The 20,678-nt window shown below is 57.3% G+C and carries 19 protein-coding genes; 11 read left to right on the top strand and 8 right to left on the bottom strand.

What is annotated here, in order from left to right; translation table 11 throughout:
* Positions 1-6: 6 nt before the first annotated feature.
* The 4 genes from mnmG to BMZ91_RS01930 are packed head-to-tail and all read left to right on the top strand — an operon-like array spanning position 7 to position 4,198.
* Positions 7-1,869, top strand: a complete 1,863-nt coding sequence (gene mnmG / locus BMZ91_RS01915) for a tRNA uridine-5-carboxymethylaminomethyl(34) synthesis enzyme MnmG (RefSeq protein WP_092834115.1) — start codon at positions 7-9, stop codon at positions 1,867-1,869.
* Positions 1,866-2,471 carry a 16S rRNA (guanine(527)-N(7))-methyltransferase RsmG gene (gene rsmG, locus BMZ91_RS01920; RefSeq protein ID WP_092833745.1) on the top strand — a complete coding sequence of 202 codons (606 nt, stop codon included), beginning with the start codon at positions 1,866-1,868 and terminating at the stop codon, positions 2,469-2,471. Before mnmG ends, rsmG begins: the two co-directional genes overlap by 4 nt.
* Entirely contained in the window at positions 2,464-3,273 is an 810-nt protein-coding gene (locus tag BMZ91_RS01925; protein ID WP_092833747.1) for a ParA family protein, read from the top strand. The genes rsmG and BMZ91_RS01925 overlap by 8 nt, the downstream gene beginning before the upstream one ends.
* Before the next feature lie 19 nt (positions 3,274-3,292).
* The gene (locus BMZ91_RS01930) at positions 3,293-4,198 is read left to right on the top strand and encodes a ParB/RepB/Spo0J family partition protein (protein ID WP_092833749.1); all 906 of its coding nucleotides are present in this window, start codon (positions 3,293-3,295) and stop codon (positions 4,196-4,198) included.
* Positions 4,199-4,204: 6 nt separating this feature from the next.
* On the opposite strand, the gene hemW is transcribed toward BMZ91_RS01930, so the two are convergent.
* The 3 genes from hemW to rph are packed head-to-tail and all read right to left on the bottom strand — an operon-like array spanning position 4,205 to position 6,672.
* Positions 4,205-5,362, bottom strand: coding sequence for a radical SAM family heme chaperone HemW (hemW, locus tag BMZ91_RS01935; protein ID WP_092833751.1), 1,158 nt, complete (start codon positions 5,360-5,362; stop codon positions 4,205-4,207).
* Complete coding sequence (gene rdgB, locus BMZ91_RS01940) at positions 5,355-5,963, bottom strand: RdgB/HAM1 family non-canonical purine NTP pyrophosphatase (RefSeq protein ID WP_092833754.1); 609 nt, start codon at positions 5,961-5,963, stop codon at positions 5,355-5,357. Before rdgB ends, hemW begins: the two co-directional genes overlap by 8 nt.
* A complete protein-coding gene (gene rph / locus BMZ91_RS01945) occupies positions 5,956-6,672 on the bottom strand; it encodes a ribonuclease PH (protein WP_092833756.1) in 717 nt (238 codons plus the stop codon). Before rph ends, rdgB begins: the two co-directional genes overlap by 8 nt.
* A 117-nt stretch (positions 6,673-6,789) precedes the next feature.
* Here rph and hrcA point away from each other — a divergent pair, with 117 nt between their 5' ends.
* Both hrcA and BMZ91_RS01955 read left to right on the top strand, forming a co-directional pair.
* A complete protein-coding gene (gene hrcA / locus BMZ91_RS01950; RefSeq protein WP_092833758.1) occupies positions 6,790-7,854 on the top strand; it encodes a heat-inducible transcriptional repressor HrcA in 1,065 nt (354 codons plus the stop codon).
* 9 nt (positions 7,855-7,863) lie between these two features.
* Positions 7,864-8,427 (top strand): nucleotide exchange factor GrpE, encoded by a 564-nt coding sequence (locus tag BMZ91_RS01955; protein ID WP_092833760.1) that lies wholly within the window; start codon positions 7,864-7,866, stop codon positions 8,425-8,427.
* A gap of 15 nt (positions 8,428-8,442) precedes the next feature.
* Here BMZ91_RS01955 and mutS read toward each other — a convergent pair whose 3' ends face one another.
* Positions 8,443-11,070 (bottom strand): DNA mismatch repair protein MutS, encoded by a 2,628-nt coding sequence (gene mutS, locus BMZ91_RS01960; RefSeq protein WP_092833762.1) that lies wholly within the window; start codon positions 11,068-11,070, stop codon positions 8,443-8,445.
* Between the two features lie 162 nt (positions 11,071-11,232).
* On the opposite strand from mutS, the gene BMZ91_RS01965 reads away from it, so the two are divergent.
* Positions 11,233-13,488 carry an NADP-dependent malic enzyme gene (locus tag BMZ91_RS01965; RefSeq protein WP_092833764.1) on the top strand — a complete coding sequence of 752 codons (2,256 nt, stop codon included), beginning with the start codon at positions 11,233-11,235 and terminating at the stop codon, positions 13,486-13,488.
* 64 nt (positions 13,489-13,552) lie between these two features.
* On the top strand, positions 13,553-14,410 hold the full coding sequence (locus BMZ91_RS01970; protein WP_092833766.1) for a ribokinase: 858 nt from the start codon (positions 13,553-13,555) through the stop codon (positions 14,408-14,410).
* Here the strand turns inward: BMZ91_RS01970 and msrA are convergent.
* Entirely contained in the window at positions 14,407-15,075 is a 669-nt protein-coding gene (msrA, locus tag BMZ91_RS01975; protein WP_092833768.1) for a peptide-methionine (S)-S-oxide reductase MsrA, read from the bottom strand. The two genes, BMZ91_RS01970 and msrA, sit on opposite strands and share 4 nt — an antisense overlap.
* Before the next feature lie 148 nt (positions 15,076-15,223).
* Here msrA and BMZ91_RS01980 point away from each other — a divergent pair, with 148 nt between their 5' ends.
* A complete protein-coding gene (locus tag BMZ91_RS01980) occupies positions 15,224-16,132 on the top strand; it encodes a D-amino acid aminotransferase (RefSeq protein ID WP_092834117.1) in 909 nt (302 codons plus the stop codon).
* Here the strand turns inward: BMZ91_RS01980 and tmpT are convergent.
* Entirely contained in the window at positions 16,129-16,767 is a 639-nt protein-coding gene (gene tmpT / locus BMZ91_RS01985; protein ID WP_092833770.1) for a thiopurine S-methyltransferase, read from the bottom strand. The two genes, BMZ91_RS01980 and tmpT, sit on opposite strands and share 4 nt — an antisense overlap.
* Before the next feature lie 142 nt (positions 16,768-16,909).
* Here tmpT and BMZ91_RS01990 point away from each other — a divergent pair, with 142 nt between their 5' ends.
* Positions 16,910-17,629: a sulfotransferase-like domain-containing protein gene (locus BMZ91_RS01990; protein ID WP_092833772.1), complete on the top strand. Its 720-nt coding sequence runs from the start codon at positions 16,910-16,912 to the stop codon at positions 17,627-17,629.
* Here BMZ91_RS01990 and BMZ91_RS01995 read toward each other — a convergent pair.
* Positions 17,619-18,845 carry an argininosuccinate synthase gene (locus BMZ91_RS01995; RefSeq protein WP_092833773.1) on the bottom strand — a complete coding sequence of 409 codons (1,227 nt, stop codon included), beginning with the start codon at positions 18,843-18,845 and terminating at the stop codon, positions 17,619-17,621. The two genes, BMZ91_RS01990 and BMZ91_RS01995, sit on opposite strands and share 11 nt — an antisense overlap.
* Before the next feature lie 154 nt (positions 18,846-18,999).
* On the opposite strand from BMZ91_RS01995, the gene ilvA reads away from it, so the two are divergent.
* The gene (gene ilvA / locus BMZ91_RS02000) at positions 19,000-20,238 is read left to right on the top strand and encodes a threonine ammonia-lyase IlvA (protein ID WP_092833775.1); all 1,239 of its coding nucleotides are present in this window, start codon (positions 19,000-19,002) and stop codon (positions 20,236-20,238) included.
* On the opposite strand, the gene BMZ91_RS02005 is transcribed toward ilvA, so the two are convergent.
* Positions 20,235-20,567, bottom strand: coding sequence for an Hpt domain-containing protein (locus BMZ91_RS02005; protein ID WP_092833777.1), 333 nt, complete (start codon positions 20,565-20,567; stop codon positions 20,235-20,237). The two genes, ilvA and BMZ91_RS02005, sit on opposite strands and share 4 nt — an antisense overlap.
* Between the last annotated feature and the right edge of the window lie 111 nt (positions 20,568-20,678).

Consider the following 20,678-nt stretch of genomic DNA (forward strand, 5'->3'; position numbering starts at 1 on the left):
TTTCACGTGAAACATTTTGACGTCATTGTAATCGGCGGAGGTCACGCCGGGGCGGATGCTGCACATGCTGCGGCACGAATGGGTGCGCGCACTGCCCTCGTTACCCTGACCGGGGCAAGCATTGGCGTGATGTCATGTAATCCGGCAATTGGTGGTTTGGGGAAAGGCCATCTTGTTCGTGAGATCGACGCGCTTGACGGTGTTATGGGGCGGGTTGCCGATAAGGCCGGTATTCAATTTCGCCTTTTGAACCGACGCAAGGGCCCGGCGGTTCAAGGCCCGCGGGCACAGGCGGATCGTAAAATTTATCGAGAAGAAATGCAGGCAGAGATCGCCGCGCAGCCAAATCTCGACGTGATCGAGGGCGAAGCCTCTGATTTTATCCTCAAGGATGGTCGGGTCGGCGGTGTCGTCTTGGCAGATGGAAGTGAGATTACTGCCGCTGCTGTTGTTCTTACGACCGGCACATTCTTGCGCGGTGTGATCCATATCGGTGATGTGTCCCGTCCAGGCGGGCGTATGGGCGATCGACCTTCGATAAAGCTTGCAGAACGGATTGACTCATTCAACTTGCCGCTTGGTCGCCTGAAAACGGGCACCCCGCCGCGTCTGAACGGCAAGACAATCGCCTGGGATCGGCTTGAGGCACAACCCGGTGACGATGATCCTGTGATGTTTTCCTTCCTCTCCAAGCACCCGCCCGCGCGGCAGGTTTCTTGTGGAATCACATATACAAACGAAAAGACCCACGACATCATTCGCGAGAATCTTGAGCGCTCTGCCATGTACGGGGGCCATATTGACGGTATCGGCCCGCGCTACTGCCCGTCGATTGAAGATAAAATCGTTCGATTTGCCGATAAGACATCGCATCAGATTTTTCTGGAGCCGGAAAGTCTCTCGGATGATGTCGTCTATCCCAATGGGATTTCCACCTCCCTGCCCGAGGATGTTCAGACCGAGTATGTCCGATCGATCGTTGGGCTTGAAAAGGCCGAAATTCTTCAGCCTGGCTATGCGATTGAGTATGACTATGTTGATCCGCGCGCTTTGGATGGCACTTTATCGGTCAAGGATGTCCCTGGTCTCTACCTTGCGGGTCAGATCAACGGCACAACCGGCTATGAAGAGGCAGCGGCGCAGGGTCTTGTTGCCGGTATAAATGCCGCGCTGTCTGTTCGCGGCGGGGAACCAGCGATCTTTAGCCGGACAAATAGTTATATCGGTGTGATGGTTGATGATCTGACCACGCGTGGGGTAAGCGAGCCTTATCGTATGTTTACCTCACGTGCAGAATTTCGGTTGTCCCTGCGCGCGGATAACGCAGATCAACGTCTTTCACCGCTGGGTCTTGCGTTGGGATGTGTCGGGGATAATCGTAAGGCGGTGTTTGAGGATAAGATGGCACGGCTTTCCAGCGGCCGGGAAATGCTCGAATCGAAAACATTTTCGCCACGCGAGCTTGCTGCGGCTGGCCTTAAAGTCTCACAGGACGGGGCTCGCCGGAGTGGCTTTCAAATACTCGCTTATCCAGATGTCGGGTTCATAGACCTTTTGCGAATAGATGACAGCATCTCGGCCATCGACCCCGAATGTCGCGCGCAGCTTGAAAAGGACGCGCTGTATTCCAATTATATCGAGCGTCAGACCCGAGATGTGGAAATGATGAAGCGGGACGAAGCTCAGATCATTCCTGTAGGTTTTTCATTTTCGGATATCGATGGCCTTTCAAATGAGCTCAAGCATAAATTGAATGCCTCTCGTCCAGGAAGCCTTGCCCAAGCAGCCCGGATTGATGGAATGACGCCTGTAGCTTTAACGCTCATTCTTGCCAGGCTACGGCACGCGCGCCGCGATCAATCCGCATGAGCGTGACACTGGATGTTTCACGTGAAACAAAGGCCAGGCTGGAAATCTATGCCGACCTGCTACGAAAATGGAATCCAAAGATAAATCTCGTGTCAAAGAACACAATCGATGACCTTTGGAACCGCCATTTCGTCGATTCTGCTCAGATATATTCTCTTGCGCCTCACCCTGTGAAGCACTGGGCTGATCTTGGATCAGGGGGCGGCTTTCCGGGGTTGGTCATCGCGATCATGGGCGCGGAACGGAAGTCACCCAAGAAAACCACGCTTGTCGAAAGTGATTCCCGCAAATGCGCCTTTCTGCGCACGGTCATTCGCGAAACTGGCGCCTTTGCAACGGTTGTGAATGAGCGGATCGAAGTATTGCCGGAATTGAGTGCAGACATAATCTCGGCCCGCGCGCTAGGGAGCCTGGACCTGCTTTTGTCCTTCGCTGAACGCCATTTGGCCAACAATGGCACGGCTATTTTTCCAAAGGGCGCAAATTGGGAAAAAGAGCTGGCAGATGCGCGATCTAAGTGGAATTTCGATTACCAGCTTGCTAAAAGTAAAACCGAAACCGGTCCCGTCATTATGAAGATAACAGGAGTTGCCCGTGTCTGATCCAACCCGACCACGCGGACCAAAGATCATCGCGATTGCCAATCAAAAGGGCGGCGTCGGCAAAACCACGACCACCATCAACCTTGGTGCGGCGCTTGCCGAGGCTGGCGCGCGAGTTTTGATTGTTGATCTTGATCCCCAGGGGAATGCGTCAACCGGACTAGGAATAGAAGCAGATGCTCGGGAATACACAACATATGACTTTCTGCTTGATGAAATTAGTCTTGGCGAGGTGATTCAAGCGACGGCAGATGAAAACCTCATGATCATTCCGGCGACGGTTGATCTTTCGTCCGCCGATATCGAGCTTATCTCGAACGAAAAGCGAAGCTTTCTTTTGCATGATGCGCTGCGACAGCATGCCATTGACGCCTATGCGCTTGATTATGTGCTGATTGATTGTCCGCCCTCACTTAACCTGCTGACGGTCAATGCCATGGTTGCGGCACATTCAGTTCTTGTCCCCTTGCAGAGTGAGTTTTTCGCACTTGAAGGTTTGTCGCAACTGATGCTGACAATCCGTGAGGTCCGCCAGACGGCTAATTCAAACCTTCGGATCGAGGGGGTTGTTCTGACGATGTTTGATGCCCGGAACAATCTTTCTTCGCAAGTAGAGCTGGACGCGCGTGAAAACCTCGGCGATCTGGTGTTTCAAACGCGCATTCCCCGGAACGTCCGGGTGAGTGAGGCGCCATCTTATGCAATCTCTGTGCTGAGCTATGATTCAAATTCAAAGGGTGCGCAAGCCTATCGCGATCTTGCGCAGGAACTGATGCAAAACAACGCGCGCGCCGCCGCCTGAACCGAAAAGGAAAACAGATATGGCCAGCAAGAAAACACAGCAGCGCGGCCTTGGGCGCGGCCTTTCGGCGCTTATGGCGGATGTCGGCGACGATGCTCGCGCCACTGCGGGCGATGGCGCAAAACACCCCGATCTTATGGTTCCTGTCGAAAAGGTTCAGCCCAACCCCGATCAGCCGCGCCGCAGTTTCGATCAGGAGCTCTTGCAGGATCTGGCCAATTCTATCGCGGAAAAAGGGGTAATTCAGCCGCTGATCGTGCGGATGAACCCGCGTCGTGAGGGTGAGTATGAAATTGTCGCTGGTGAGCGTCGATGGCGTGCTGCTCAGATGGCCAAGCTTCATGAAATTCCGGTCCTTGTCCGCGAGTTCAATGACACAGAGGTGCTGGAAGTCGCGATTATCGAGAATATCCAGCGGGCCGATCTTAACCCGGTTGAAGAGGCGACCGGGTATAACCAGCTTATGCACAAATTTGGGCATACCCAGGAAAAACTGGCCGAAGTTCTGGGAAAAAGCCGGAGTCATATCGCAAACTGCGTGCGCCTTTTAAACCTGCCGGAAGAGGTTTTGATCTTTCTGCGGGAAGGAAAGCTTTCGTCCGGGCATGCACGTGCGCTGATCACGGCAGAGGATCCCGCCAGTTTGGCGCGTCAGGTCATCAAAAAGAACCTGTCAGTGCGTGAGACCGAGAAATTGGCTAAAACCGCTGTAGGAAATATTTTCAATGAAAGTGGCACAACGGCCAAACCGCGAAGACCCGCAGCGAAGGATGCCGATACGATGGCGTTGGAGGGCGACCTTGCGGCCAACCTTGGTATGAAAGTGACGATTAACCACGCATCAGGACAGGAAAACGGTCAGATCACCATTAGCTATGACACGTTGGATCAGTTGGATAAGCTATGTGGACTTTTGAGCAGTTAAACGGCTCTAATCCGGCAGAAGATCGCGAATTACGGCGTTTAGAACAGCCCGCCCCCGCCGCGTCGCACAGAGACGCGCGCCGCGATATTCAACCATGCCGATCTCTTCAAGATGCGTGATCGCGTTGGTGTTTAGCGGCGCGCCGGAAAGGGCGGTAAAGCGGGCGGGATCAATGCCACCCGATATCCGTAATCCCATCAAAAGATATTCTGTCGCCTGATCCGGGCCGCTTAGCGGCAGGGCGCGCTTTTCTGGATTGACCCGTTCGGTAGAGATAAGCCAACGTTCGGGTGACGAGAACGCCTCGGTGGCAAAGCGCTGCCCGTTGCGGGTGATGCGCCCATGTGCGCCGGGGCCGATCCCAACGTAATCGCCATAGCGCCAGTAAATCATATTGTGTCGGGATTCCGATCCAGGCCGCGCGTGGTTCGACACCTCATAGGCGCCAAGACCCGCCGTATCACAAATCTCCTGGGTCGCCTGATACATGTCGGCGGCAAGATCATCTTCCGGAAGACCGCGAAGGCGACCGGCGGCATAGCGATCGCCAAAGGCGGTTCCCTGTTCGATTGTCAGCTGATAAAGCGAGAGGTGATCAATCGCCATGGCAAGGGCTTCGCCCAGCTCTGAGCGCCAATCATCAAGGGTTTGATCCTGGCGCGCGTAAATCAGGTCGAAACTTACTCTGCCGAAGGTTTCTCTTGCAATATCAAACGCTTGTTTGGCCTCCGCGACGGAATGAATGCGACCAAGACGTTTGAGATCACGATCATTGAGCGCCTGAACGCCCATTGAAATGCGCGACACACCGCCCTGGGAAAAGGCGCGAAACTTGCCCGCCTCGACAGATCCGGGATTGGCCTCGAGGGTAACTTCCAGATCGTTGGCGGCAGGCCATGTACGACGAACCCGGTCTAGGATCGCCGCGACAACGTCGGGGTTCATCAAGCTTGGCGTGCCACCCCCGAAAAACACGCTATTCAACACACGACCAGAGAGCATCTCTCCGTAACGGTCGATTTCAGACAGATAAGCGCGCAGCCAGCGGGATTGATCAATGTCACGCGCAACATGGCTGTTGAAATCGCAATAGGGGCATTTGGCCTGACAGAACGGCCAATGGATATAGAGGCCGAACCCCCCTGCTTGCCAATCCTCAGCCAAAACAGCGCTTTACCAGTTTGTTGAACGCATCGGCGCGGTGGCTGATGCGGTTCTTTTCCCAGCGATCCATTTCACCAAAGGTAATCTCATAGCCGACAGGCTGGAAGATCGGGTCATAGCCGTGGCCCTCACGCCCGCGCATCGGCCAAACCACCCACCCTTCGACAGTGCCGGCAAAAACCTCGTCATGCCCGTCGGGCCAGGCGAGCACCAGGGTACAGCAAAACCGCGCGGTCCAGGGCTGCGCAGTCCCGCTTTGGACAAGTTTGTCATGGGTTTTGGACATCGCCATGACAAAATCTCGGCCCGTCTCTGTTTCGGCCCAATCGGCGGTATAAACGCCAGGCGCGCCGTTCAGCGCATCGATTTCAATCCCGCTGTCATCGGATAGGGCGGGCAGGCCGGTTGCCTTGGCCGCTGCATGCGCCTTGATGCGCGCATTGCCGACAAAGGTCGTTTCGGTTTCGTCGGGTTCGCCAAGCCCTTTATCGGCGGCGCCGACAACGCGGACACCATAAGGGGCAAGCAGATTGCTGATCTCTTCAAGCTTGCCCGCATTATGGGTGGCCACCAATAGGGTGTCCTCGGTAAATTTACGCACCTGTCGCCTCAAGCTGTTTTGCGACAAGCGCGTCAACGCCTTTCTCAGCCAGATCAAGAAGGGTGTTCATCTGATCGCGGCTATAGGTAGAGCCTTCGGCGCTCATCTGCACCTCGATCAACTTTTTGGTGCTGGTCATGATGAAATTGCCATCAACGCCGGCATCGCTATCTTCGGGGTAATCAAGATCAAGCACCGGCTGGCCCGCATAGATGCCGCAGGATACCGCGGCAACCGGATCAATCAGCGGATCGCTTACAACATCGCCAGCCTTCATCAGTTTTTGCACGGCAAGGCGAAGCGCGACCCATCCGCCGGTGATCGAGGCACAGCGCGTGCCGCCATCGGCCTGAATGACATCGCAATCGACGGTGATCTGACGTTCGCCAAGGGCGACACGATCAACCCCGGCGCGCAAGGAGCGGCCAATCAGGCGCTGAATTTCAACGGTACGCCCGCCTTGTTTGCCCGCCGTCGCCTCGCGGCGCATCCGGCTATTGGTCGAGCGCGGAAGCATGCCGTATTCGGCGGTCACCCAACCAAGGCCGCTGCCCTTGATAAACGGCGGCACGCGATCCTCGATGGTGGCGGTGCACAGAACATGGGTATCGCCCATTTTGATCAGGCAAGAGCCCTCGGCGTGCTTCAAAACCGCGGTTTCGATTGAAACTGGCCGCAATTCGCTTAAATCTCTACCTGACGGTCGCATGATATTTCCCTTTCGCTGTTGGGCGGGGGATACAGGTGAAGTACCTGCAATGGCAAGCCCGATTGACCTTTGGCGCAACCCGTCCTTAATGGCAGACCTATGAGGAAACCCAGTTAGATGAATACCCCAAGACAGGCCCTTGACCAGATGAACGACCGGTCGCGCGAAGTATTCCGTCGCGTGGTCGAAAGCTATCTTGCCAATGGTGATCCTGTGGGGTCGCGTACCCTGACGCGTGATTTTAGCGAAAAGGTAAGTGCGGCAACGATCCGTAACGTGATGCAGGATCTGGAATATCTTGGCCTTCTGGACAGCCCCCACATTAGCGCCGGGCGCGTGCCGACGCAGGAAGGGTTGCGAATGTTTGTCGATGGCTTGCTTGAGGTGGGTGATCTTGAGGCAACGGATCGCAAGATGATTGACGATACCGTCGCCACGAACTCTCAGGATGTTGGCGGCATACTTGATCGTATCGGCTCTGCCCTGTCGGGGGTGACGCGGGGGGCGTCTCTGGTTCTGACGCCGAAACACGAGGCGCCGATCAAGCACATCGAATTCGTCAGCCTTGGGCATGACCGCGCGCTTGTGGTTCTGGTGTTTTCCGACGGTCATGTGGAAAACCGCATTTTCAATCCGCCCCCCGGTCAAACGCCAAGTTCGATGCGTGAAGCGGCGAATTTTCTGAATTCGTTGATCGAGGGCAAAACCCTGTCGGATCTTCAGACCGTGATCGCCAAACAGATCACCGCGCGGCGCCAGGAGATTGATCAGCTTTCCCATGCCATGGTCGAAAGTGGCCTTGCGGTGTGGGAAGGCGAAGGCGACACCTATGAGCGGTTGATCGTGCGCGGCCGGGCGAATCTTTTGAATTCAGGCGCGGAACAGGTTGATCTTGACCGCATCCGAACCCTGTTTGACGATCTTGAACGCAAACGTGACATCGCCGAATTCCTCGAACTTGCCGACGAAGGGGCAGGTGTGCGCATTTTTATTGGCTCTGAGAACAAACTTTTTTCACTTTCGGGTTCCTCTTTGGTTGTCTCTCCATATATGAACGCTGACCGTAAGATCATTGGCGCGGTTGGTGTCATTGGCCCGACGCGCCTGAACTATGGGCGGATTGTGCCGATCGTCGATTACACGGCGCAACTGGTTGGCAAACTGATCTCGGACCGGAGTTAGAGGTATAAAATGGCAGAGCCGAACAACGAAAGCTTTCTCGACGATATCGAGGAAGCAGCCGCAGAAGAGAACGAACAGAACGAGGCAGAGATTTCTGACGAAGAGTTGGAGCTTGATACCCTGCGCGCAGAGCGTGACGCCTATCAGGACAAGTTCATGCGCGCGCTTGCGGACGCCGAAAATGCGCGCAAGCGATCAGAGAAGGATCGGCGCGAGGCCGAGAATTACGGCGGTTCCAAACTGGCCCGCGACATGTTGCCGGTATATGATAACCTCAAGCGCGCTCTTGAAACCCTGACCGATGAACAGCGTCAGGCCTCGGCCGCGGTGTTTGAGGGAATCGAGCTTACGCTGCGCGAGCTTACAAACGTCTTTGCCAAGCATGGCATCACCGTGATTGACCCGCAGGTCGGCGATCGGTTTGATCCGCAGCATCACGAGGCCATGTTCGAGGCCCCCCTGCCCGGCACAAAGGCTGGCGAGATCATTCAGGTGTCTGGTCAGGGCTTTATGCTGCACGACCGTATCCTGCGCCCGGCGCAGGTTGGCGTCTCGTCAAATCGCGGCGCGTAACATCCAGGGCGGGCGTTAGCCCGCCTTGGTTTTTGTCAGTCCCTTGAGCTCATAGATCAGGTCCAGCGCCTCGCGCGGGCTAAGTGCATCTGGCAGGATATCTGCGAGTCGCGCCTCAACCTCGGATGGGCCACTGCTTTTTGCGGGTATCGGCGGGGGCGGCATTGCGGAAAAAAGCGGCAGGTCGTCGATCAGCGCCTTTTGGCGGCTTCCGCCTTCGCGCTCACCCTTTTCCAGCGCATCAAGCACGACCCGCGCCCGCGCGACTACCGTTTCTGGCAGGCCGGCCAGCTTGGCGACTTGCACGCCATAGCTTCGATCAGCAGCGCCGCGGCGGACCTCGTGCATGAAAATCACATCGCCATCATGTTCCTTGACGGTCACGGTGGCGTTTTCAACGCGCTCCAGCTTGTCGCTCAGATTGGTCAGCTCGTGATAATGCGTGGCGAAGAGCGCCCGACACCGGTTCACGTCATGCAGGTTTTCAAGCGTCGCCCAGGCGATGCTCAGCCCATCATAGGTCGCCGTTCCGCGCCCGATTTCATCGAGAATGACAAGTGCATGATCGTCCGCCTGATTGAGGATCGCGGCGGTTTCGACCATTTCGACCATGAAGGTCGAGCGCCCGCGCGCCAGATCGTCCGAGGCGCCAACGCGGCTGAACAACTGGCTGACAAGACCGATATGGGCGGATTTGGCGGGCACATAGCTTCCCATTTGCGCCAAAAGTGCAATTAGCGCGTTTTGCCGAAGGAATGTCGATTTACCGGCCATGTTCGGCCCGGTCAAAAGCCAGATATCGCTTTCGCCGCCAAGATCACAGTCATTGGCGATAAAAGGCGCGCCGTTCTGGGCGCGCAAGGCGCGTTCAACCACCGGATGACGCCCACCCTTGATGTCAAGCGCGCGGCTGGTATCGACCATCGGTCTGCACCAGTTTTCCTGCGCCGCAAGATCGGCAAGGGCGGTCGAAAGATCAATTTCCGCCAACCCGCGAGCAACCTGTGCGATGGCGCCGGATTGCTCTAGAACTGCGGCTTTCAGGGCATCATAGAGCCGCTTTTCAATCTCAAGCGCCCGACCGCCCGCGTTCAGGATCTTGGTTTCCATCTCGCTGAGCGGCACGGTGGTAAAGCGAACCTGATTGGCGGTCGTCTGGCGGTGTTTGAAGGTCTCGTTCAGCGGCGCCGCAAGCATTCTTTCGGCGTGGGTCGAGGTGACCTCGACGAAATAACCAAGGACATTGTTGTGCTTGATCTTGAGCGACTGAATGCCGGTCAGGGCGGAATACTCTCCCTGCATCGCCGCGATAACGCTGCGCCCTTCATCGCGAAGTTGGCGTGCCTCGTCCAATTCGGCATCGTAGCCGGGCGCGATAAATCCGCCATCGCGGGCCAAAAGCGGGGGTTCGGCCACAAGCGCCTGATCAAGAAGATCAAGCAAGGCGTCGTGACCGGTCAGGCCCTTAGCGGCCTCGGCGAGAAGTGGCGGCAGGTCGATATCGCCAAAAAGCGCTGCAACCTCTTCACCCTGGTCCAGCCCGTTGCGCACCGCGGCAAGATCACGCGGCCCGCCGCGATCAAGCCCAAGCCGCGACAACGCGCGGTCAAGATCGGGCACCTTGCGCAGCGCATTACGCAAATCAGCAGCAATTCGAGACTGTTCCACCGCAAAATCAACCGCTGCCAACCTATTCTGCACGACATCCAGTACCCGACTGGGGCTTGAAAGGCGTCGTTCCAGCAACCGTCCGCCGCCTGCCGTTACAGTGCGATCAATCGTGGCCAGAAGCGAGCCAGCCCTGCCCCCTCCAAGCGCCTGGGTCAGTTCCAGATTGCGGCGGGTTGCGGCGTCGATCTGCATCGTGCGTTCGTGTTGCTCGCGCACTGGCGTTCGCAACAGTGGCAGGTTGCCCTTCTGCGTGATCTCAAGCCATTCCACGATGGCGCCCATTGCGGCCACTTCGGGGCGGGTAAACTGGCCAAAAGCTTCTAGCGTGGTGACGCCAAACAGCGCACAAAGCCGCTTTTCACCGCCGGTACTATCAAAAGCCGAACGCCCCAGCGGGGTAAGCGACGCGCCGGATTCAGTGACTGTTTCGCCTAAAACGTCTTCATCACCGTCAGCAATCACGACCTCTCGCGGAGCGAGCCGGGCCAGTTCGGGGCCAAGCCGTGCGGCCGTCAAGGGCATCACATGAAACGCCCCGGTCGAAATATCGACCCAGGCGAGCGCACAATCGCCGCGCACCTGGGCAAAGGCGGCAAGGTAATTGTGGCGCCGCGCCTCAAGCAGGCTTTCCTCGGTCAGGGTGCCGGGGGTGACAAGGCGCACGACGGCGCGATGTACCACCGATTTCGATCCGCGTTTCTTGGCTTCGGCGGGGTCTTCCATCTGTTCGCAGACGGCAACGCGAAATCCCTTTCGGATCAGCGTCAGAAGATAGCCCTCGGCGGAATGTACCGGCACGCCGCACATCGCGATATCTTCGCCCAAATGCTTGCCGCGTTTGGTCAGGGCAATATCAAGCGCCTCTGCCGCCGCCGCCGCATCATCGAAAAACAATTCGTAAAAGTCGCCCATCCGATAAAACAAAAGCGCCTGCGGGTACTGCGCCTTGATCTCAAGATACTGCGCCATCATCGGCGTGACTGTCGATGGTTGTGCTGTCACGGGGGCCCCCTTTTGTTTGGCGTGACCTTACAAATCCCCGTGCGCCCGCGAAAGCCAAAACCGCGTTTCAGTTGAGGACATCGCATTCCCCCGCTATGCAGGGTGAAGTTTATCCAATGAACAGGCCCCGACATGGCAAAAAACAAACTGACCCGCGAAGAGGCCCTTGCCTTTCACCTTGAACCCACCCCCGGCAAGTTCGAGATTGCGGCCACCGTGCCGATGACCACTCAGCGTGATCTTAGCCTTGCGTATTCGCCCGGTGTGGCGGTGCCCTGCGAAGAAATCGCAGAGCATCCCGCGCTTGCCTATGACTACACCAACAAGGGCAATCTTGTTGCGGTGATTTCGAACGGGACAGCGGTTCTTGGGCTTGGCAATCTGGGCGCGCTTGCGTCCAAGCCGGTGATGGAGGGCAAGGCGGTTCTGTTCAAGCGGTTTGCCGATGTGAATTCGATTGATATCGAGCTTGATACCGAAGACCCCGAGGCCTTTGTCAACGCGGTGAAATTGATGGGGCCGACCTTTGGCGGTATCAACCTGGAAGATATCAAGGCGCCGGAATGTTTCATCATCGAGCAGCAGCTCAAAGAGGTGATGGATATACCGGTCTTTCATGACGATCAGCACGGCACGGCAGTGATTTGCGCCGCAGGGCTTATCAACGCGCTTTTTCTGTCGAACAAGAAGATCGAGGATGTCCGGATCGTGTTGAACGGTGCGGGCGCGGCCGGCATTGCCTGTCTTGAGCTGTTGAAATCCATGGGCGCCAAGCATGACAATTGCATCATGTGCGACACTAAGGGCGTGATTTATCAAGGTCGTACCGAAGGAATGAACCAGTGGAAATCGGCCCATGCCGCCAGCACTTCATTGCGAAGCCTGGAAGAGGCGATGGCAGGGGCGGATGTGTTTCTTGGCGTCTCTGCCAAGGGGGCGGTGACCCAGGATATGGTTGCCTCGATGGCCGACAATCCGGTGATTTTCGCCATGGCCAACCCCGATCCAGAGATCACCCCGGAAGAGGCCCACGCCGTGCGCCCCGATGCCATCGTGGCCACCGGGCGCTCGGATTATCCCAATCAGGTGAATAACGTCCTCGGCTTTCCCTATCTGTTTCGCGGCGCGCTTGATGTGCATGCTCGTGCGATCAACGACCAGATGAAGATTGCCTGTGCCGAGGCCCTGGCGCGGCTCGCGCGCGAAGATGTGCCCGATGAGGTTGCGATGGCCTATGGCCAAAAGCTATCATTCGGGCGCGATTATATCATCCCGACGCCGTTCGACCCGCGTCTTATCTATACGATTCCGCCTGCGGTTGCGCGGGCCGGGATGGAGACCGGGGCGGCGCGTCGCCCGATCATTGATATGGATGCCTATGAGGTGTCGTTGAAATCGCGGATGGATCCGACCGCCAGCATCCTGCGTGGCATCAATGCCCGCGCCCGCAATGCCCAGGCGCGCATGATCTTCGCCGAAGGTGATGACCCCCGCGTGTTGCGCGCCGCCGTGCAATATCACCGGTCTGGCCTTGGCAAGGCCCTGGTGGTTGGGCGCGACAACGATGTGAAAGAAAAGCTGGAGGCCCTTGGCCTTGGCGATGCGGTTCGGGAACTTGAGATTGTGAATGCTGCCAAGACAGGGCGGCTTGAGGAGTATAAAGAGTTTCTTTACAATAGGTTACAGCGTAAAGGCTTTGATAGGCATGACATTCACCGCCTTGCCGCACGTGATCGGCATGTGTTCTCGGCTTTGATGCTTGCGCATGGGCATGGCGATGGTCTTGTGACCGGGGCAACCCGAAAATCGGCGCATGTGCTTGAGTTGATAAACCACGTTTTTGATGCCGACGCGCATCACGGGGCCGCTGGTGTGACGGCGCTTTTGCACAAGGGGCGGATCGTTCTGATCGCCGATACGCTTGTGCATGAATGGCCCGATGAAGAGGATCTTGCCAATATCGCCACGCGCGCCGCCGGTGTTGCCCGCGATCTTGGGCTTGAGCCGCGCGTTGCCTTTGTTAGTTTTTCGACATTCGGCTATCCGCGTTCCGAGCGGGCTGAGAAAATGCACCGCGCGCCGAAGGTGCTTGAAACGCGCGGCGTGGATTTCGAGTTTGAAGGAGAGATGACCGTTGATGTGGCCCTTAACGTCACCGCGCAAGAGAGCTATCCGTTTCAGCGGTTGACCGGGCCTGCGAATATTCTTGTGGTGCCGGCGCGTCATTCGGCGTCGATTTCTGTCAAGCTGATGCAGGAAATGGGCGGGGCTACGGTGATCGGTCCGATCCTGTCGGGCGTCGATCAGCCGATCCAGATTTGCTCGTCGAACTTTACGTCCAACGATATCCTGAACATGGCAGTTCTGGCGGCCTGCAAGGTGGGCTAGGTTTTGCGCCTTTGGCAGGTGTTGGAATCCGAGTATTTGGGGAAAGGTGAAACAGGGGCTGAGCATGATTTTCAACCTTGGCTCGATCAACGCCGATCACATCTATCGCTTGCCTCACCTGCCAACGCCCGGCGAAACCCTTGCCACGGATAGCTATCACCGCACACTCGGCGGGAAGGGGGCCAATCAATCGGTGGCCGCCGCGCGGGCCGGGGAACGAGTTTGTCATATTGGGGCTGTTGGCCCTGATGGCGGTTGGATGGTTGATCTGCTTGAGGAATATGGCGTCGAAGTTGGGCATGTTGCGCGGTCGGATGTGCCCTCGGGTCATGCGATGGTTTGTGTGGACAATGCCGGTGAGAATGCAATTGTCATCTATCCTGGGGCCAATCGCGCGCTTGATCTTTCGGATGTGACATCGGCGCTGGGCGTTGCGTCGGCGGGTGATTGGCTCATGATGCAGAATGAAACGAATCTCCAGATGGAAACCGCGCGTCTGGCCGAGGCTGGCGGATTGAATCTTGCCTATTCCGCCGCGCCTTTTGACGCTGATGCGGTGCGGGCGGTTCTGCCTTTTGTCACGATTTTGATTCTGAATGACGTCGAGGCAGGTCAGCTTGAGAAGGCGATGGGCGTCATCGAGGTGCCACAGTTGTTGATTACCCGTGGCGCCGAGGGCGCCGAATGGCGTGACACTGTGTCGGGCGAGGTTATCCTGTGCCCTGCCGTTCCGGTTACGCCGGTGGACACCACCGGCGCGGGCGACACTTTCGCGGGGTATATGGTGGCGTCGCTTGCGCAAGGCTTCGCGCCAAGCGCGGCGCTTAGGCGGGCCTCGGCGGCGGCGGCTCTTCAAGTGCAAGAGCCGGGCACGGCAGAGGCGATCCCGACAAGCCGCGAAACCGCTGCGCTTCTTGGCTAGGACGATCCCGCAAAGGGCGCGTCATTGCCCCAAAGCATGCGCACCCGGGCGTCGCGGCCGCAGGCGTCGCGATAAAGTTTGTAGGCCTTTGCCTTGGTGCGTGGCCCGAACCGGGTAATGACGAGGGCGTTGCTTTTGTAGTAGTCCTGATGGCCGCTATCGGCCGCATAGAATGTTTGAAGCGGAAGAATCGGCGTGACAATTTTTTGAGACAATGCATTTGCCGCTGCTGCCTTTGCGGCTTCGGCAAGTTGTTGTTCGGTTGGATCAGAGACGAAAATTGCCGTGCGATAGCTTGCGCCACGATCACAGAACTGCCCACCCGCATCGGTCGGATCGACGGAACGGAAAAATAGATCCAACAGGGAGGCGCGCGTGACTTTATCCGGGTCGAAAGTGATTTTGACGGCCTCAAAATGCCCGGTATTGCCTTGCGTGACCTCTTTGTAGCTTGGATTCTTTAATGTCCCGCCGGTAAAGCCCGATACCGCGCCGATGACGCCAGACACTTTTTCAAAATCAGCCTCAACACACCAGAAACATCCGCCTGCAACGACCAGATTTTGAGGCTCCGCCGCATGTGCGCGGTTGCCTTGAACGCAAAGACCGACCGCGATCAGCATTGCGAGCACGGCTGCTTTGATCTCTCGTTTTTGTAGTATCATAGCCTTGCCCTCCTTGAGTGAGGCTATCCTGCACCAAATCGGCGATCACACCAAGGTACGAGCCTGTGAAGTCACGCGCAGTTGAGCGATATTTCGCCCTTGGCACGGTTTGGGCGGCTCACTAAACTCGCCGAAAACGGGGGACATCATGAGCGAACACCAGACCACACATCAAGCCGAGGAGGACGCGCGCAATGAGCAGATCAACATCTGGCTGAACGGCCGGATCGTGCCCAAAGCCGAGGCCTTGGTAAGCGTTTATGACAGCGGTTTCATGCTTGGTGATGGCGTGTGGGAGGGGCTTCGGCTATATGATGGGACATGGGCCTTTGCAGGCGAGCATCTGGATCGGCTCTTCGAGGCAGCAAAGGCGATTGACCTTGATATCGGTATGACCCGAAAAGAGGTGTTTCAGGCCATAATAGACACACAATCGGCCAACGACATGACCACCGACGCGCATGCCCGCCTCATGGTGACGCGCGGGGTGAAAACCCGGCCATTTCAGCACCCGTCGCTAAGCCGGCAAGGGCCGACCGTGACCATCATCATGGAGCATTCAAAGCCAAAGATCGCGCGGCCGATCCGCCTTGCAACAGTGCCGCATATTCGCGGATTGCCGATGACGCAGGATCCGAAACTCAATTCGCATTCCAAGCTGAATTGCATCCTCGCCTGCATAGCGGCGGAAAAAGCGGGGGCCGATGAGGCCCTCATGCTGGATCTGCATGGCTTCGTGAACACGACCAACGCCTGTAACTTTTTCATCGTCCGCAAGGGCGCGGTTTGGACAAGCACTGGCGATTACTGCATGAATGGCATCACCCGGCAAAAGGTGATTGATCTGTGCCGGGCCAATGACATTCCGGTTTACGAGCGGAATTATTCGCTGGTCGATACATATGGCGCGGATGAGGCGTTTCTGACCGGCACCTTCGGGGCACAAACCCCCGTGGGCGAGATCGACGGCCGGGTGATCGGGGATGGCGCGCAAGGGCCGATGACACGCCGCATTCAGACGCTTTACAAGGCTCTGATCCAGCGCGAAACCGGTTAAACCGGCAATAGGAGAAACGCTTTTTCCGACGCCGGGCAAACACCCTTTAATCCGCCTTTCACCTCTGCATCTTCCAAAAGCGTGATGTCGTAACGCGCACTGTAGTGACCCCGTACTTCGACCTCTGTCAGGGAAAACGGCGGGCCGTTCATCACCGATTGGTCGTACTCAAAAGTGACAAGCAGTTGAAGCGCGCGTTGCGTGATCGTTGCGATATGATCGGTATAACGCCTGCGCATATCGTCGGGTAAGGCCACCAGAGCGGCGCGGTCAAATACCGCATCAACCGGCCCAAGAATCTCGGGCGTCAGATCGAAAATATCACCGACAAGGATATCAATCTCTGTCGCGGCATATCGCTTTAACGGGCCTTCCTGCGTTACCTCGGGTACAAGGGGTAGTTCGTCAAAAAGCTGTTGCACCGCGATTTCGCTAAGTTCTGCGCCGGCAACGCGATATCCCTTTGATAAAAGCCAGGCAATATCGCGGGTCTTGCCACAGAGCGGCAGGAAAATCCGCGCGCCCGGCGCAATGGGCAGGGCCTCTAAATGGGCCGCCAACATCCGGTTCACCTCGCCTTCGTGAAACCCGATCTGCGCATTTTCCCACCGGGTGTGCCAGAAATCTGCCTCCATGCCCTGCCCTTACCTCTGTTGTTGCATCTGCGATTCGACGATTCTAGACTCATGGTGGTAGCAAAGGGCGCGGGCAGGCAATCATGAAATTTCATCGAACTGTCATGTGGTGCGGTATCGCCCCGTCCGGGCGCCGCTAAAGATGCGGATCGCAATGTGGTCCGGGCCGCGCAATCTTAGTACGGCGATGATGTATAGCTTTGGCGCCCGCGCCGATTGCGCCGTGGTGGACGAGCCGTTTTATGCCAGTTATCTTGCCCAAACCGGGCTTGATCACCCGATGCGAGACGAGATTATCGCGTCGCAGCCGACCGATCCGGCCAAAGTGATCGAAACCCTTTTGGGGCCGATCTCTGGCGGCAAAGCGCATTTTTATCAAAAGCACATGTCGCAGCATATGATCGAAGGCGTGCCGCGCGATTGGGTGCACCGGGTGGCGAATGTTTTCCTGATCCGCCATCCGGCGCGGGTTGCGGCAAGCTTTTCAACGAAATACGACAATCCGACATTGGCCGATATCGGCTTTGTCCAGCAGGCAGAGCTTTACGATCAGCTTGTCGCGGCAGGCGCCCGCCCGGTTGTGATTGAGTCCGCTGATATCCGGCGTGACCCCGAAGTTATGTTGAAACGGCTTTGCGCCGCCATTGGGCTTGGCTGGGATCCGGCGATGCTAAGCTGGCCATCGGGCGGGCATCCGGATGACGGGGTTTGGGCCGCACATTGGTATGGGGCGGTGCATCAATCGACCGGGTTTGCTCCGGCTGAGGGGGCAATGCCCGATCTGGATGGCCCGCGCGCGGCATTGGCAGAGGCGGCGATGCCCGCCTATGCCCGCCTGCGCGCGGTGGCGCTTAGCCTTTAAGGCGACGATTGCGCGCCGCCAGAAGTTTAAGGCGCAGCGCGTTAAGCTGAATGAAACCAGCCGCGTCTTTTTGATCATACGCGCCAGCATCGTCTTCAAACGTCACATGCGCCTCGGAATATAGGCTGTGATCTGACCAGCGGCCCACGGTGGTTGCCGCGCCTTTGTAAAGCTTGAGGCGCACGGTGCCGGTCACATGTTCCTGGCTTTTGTCGATCGCGGCCTGAAGCATCTCGCGCTCGGGGCTGAACCAGAAGCCGTTGTAAATAAGCTCGGCATAGCGCGGCATCAGCGAATCCTTGAGGTGGCCTGCGCCGCTATCAAGGGTGATCTGTTCGATTCCACGATGCGCCTCTAACAGGACGGTGCCGCCGGGGGTTTCATAAATCCCGCGCGATTTCATCCCGACAAAGCGGTTTTCCACGAAATCAAGCCGCCCGACCCCGTGTTTGCCGCCATATTCATTCAGCCTTTTCAGGATCGTGGCCGGGCTCATCGCCTCGCCATTGATCGCCACGGCGTCGCCCTTTTCAAACGACACTTCGATGAATTCGGGGGTGTCGGGGGCGTCTTCGGGGCTAACCGTGCGCTGAAAGACATAGTCGGGCGCGGCCTCTGCCGGGTCTTCCAATACCTTGCCCTCGGATGAGGTGTGCAACAGGTTCGCATCAACCGAGAACGGCGCCTCGCCGCGTTTGTCCTTGGCGATCGGAATCTGGTTTTGCTCGGCAAAGGCCAAAAGCTTGGTCCGGCTGCTCAGATCCCATTCCCGCCAGGGCGCGATCACCTTGATGTCGGGATTAAGGGCATAGGCCGCCAATTCAAACCGCACCTGATCGTTGCCCTTGCCGGTCGCGCCATGGGATACGGCATCGGCGCCGGTTTCGGCGGCGATCTCAACCAGGCGTTTGGAGATCAGCGGTCGGGCAATCGAGGTGCCCAAAAGGTAAAGCCCTTCGTAAAGAGCATTGGCGCGGAACATCGGAAAGACGAAATCGCGCACGAATTCTTCGCGCACATCCTCGATATAGATGTTCTCGGGCTTGATCCCCATCAGCTCGGCTTTTTTGCGAGCGGGGTCAAGCTCTTCGCCCTGCCCCAGATCGGCGGTAAAGGTCACGACTTCACAGCCATACTCGGTTTGAAGCCACTTCAAAATAATCGAGGTATCAAGGCCGCCGGAATAGGCCAGAACAACTTTCTTGGGCGCAGACATTCACTTTCCCCTTGCGTCAAATCTGGCTGGCGGAGTAGCGGCTTTTTCCCCAATGGGCAAGTGGACCCGGTTGATCGCGCTTTGTTGAGGTTTTGTCGAGGGTCGCGACCTCTGACCCTTGTCAGAGCGGCACGATTGCGGCACTCAGGCGGGCATGACTGATTTCAGAACAATGGCCCAAGCCGCCGAAACCGCGATGCGCGAGGTTTTCGAACCGACGCCGCTTCAGCGCAATGATCACCTGTCCGAGCGTTACGGTGCCGAGATCCTTCTGAAGCGGGAAGATCTTTCGCCGGTTCGCTCTTACAAACTTCGCGGCGCGTTCAATGCGATGCGCAAGGTCTTGGCGCGAGCGCCCGAAACGACACAGTTTGTCTGTGCCAGTGCGGGCAATCATGCGCAGGGGGTGGCGTTCATGTGTCGCCATTTCGGGGTCAAGGGCGTGATCTTCATGCCCGTCACGACGCCACAGCAGAAGATCGGCAAGACCGAGAAGTTTGGCGGCGATGCGGTGGCGATCCGGCTTACCGGCGATTATTTCGATGACACGCTGCATGCCGCGCAGGCCTATTGCGCGCAAACCGGCGGGCATTTTCTGTCGCCGTTTGACGATGAAGATGTGATTGAGGGCCAGGCCTCGGTCGCGGTTGAAATCGAGGCGCAGCTTGGCGGCCTGCCCGATCATCTGATCATGCCGGTCGGTGGCGGCGGGCTTTCGGCGGGGGTCCGAAGCTATGTCGGTGATCGCTCATGCCTGACCTTGGTGGAACCAATGGGCGGCGCCTGTCTCGGGGCGGCGCTTGCGGCGGGCAAGCCGATACGCCTTAACCATGTCGACACCTTTGCCGATGGGGCGGCGGTGGCCCGGATCGGGGCGAAAACCTTTGCCCGACTGCGCGATTTTGATGCCAGGCATGCCCGTGTCATTGACGAGGATCGGTTGTGCACCACGATGCTTGAAATGCTGAATATCGAGGGGATCGTTCTTGAGCCTGCGGGCGCCTTGTCGGTGGATGTTCTCAAGGATATCGGTGATGTGATCCGGGGCAAAACGGTTGTCTGCGTCACCTCTGGCGGTAACTTCGATTTCGAGCGCCTGCCCGAAGTCAAAGAGCGTGCCCAGCGGTTTTCGGGGGTCAAGAAATACTTTATCCTGCGGATGCCGCAACGCCCCGGTGCATTGCGTGATTTCCTGGAAATCCTTGGTCCGGATGACGACATTGCACGGTTTGAATATCTCAAGAAGTCGGCCCGCAATTTTGGGTCTGTCCTGATCGGGATCGAAACCAAGAACCCCGACAATTTTAAGCATTTCTTGCAAAAGCTTGCGGCGGCCGGATTTGATTACCGCGATATCACTAAGGATGAGGTTCTGGCCGAATTCCTGATTTAGGCGGCGATGACCCGGTCAAGGCCTGACAGGAAGGCGGATTTCGACGCATCATAGCAGCTTAGAACCTCAGCGAGGTCGACGGTGTCCTGCTGTCCGGTCGCAGAGGCCATTTCACCCGCGTGGCAAAGGTCTGAAAACGCGGTAAACCCAAGGTTAAGCGCACTGCCCTTGAGAAAATGAAGCTGGCCTTCAAGGTCGCTGCGATCCGAAAGGGCGCGCAGCTTGTCGATTTCGCCGTCCACCTCTTCAAGAAACAGCTCGACCACCTCGCCAAATGCCTCTGCTCCGATTTCGTCACGTAAGTCCTGAACACGGTTCCAGTCGATCATTTCCCAGCCTCCTTTCGCTTTGGCCCAAGGCTGCCGGTAACCTGCTGACAAAGGGTTAAATCCAGCGGGCAAGCGTTGAAAATTTTAGCATTCACATCCCGTTAAGCGGCC

Source organism: Roseovarius lutimaris (genome assembly GCF_900115165.1).
Taxonomy (GTDB): domain Bacteria; phylum Pseudomonadota; class Alphaproteobacteria; order Rhodobacterales; family Rhodobacteraceae; genus Roseovarius; species Roseovarius lutimaris.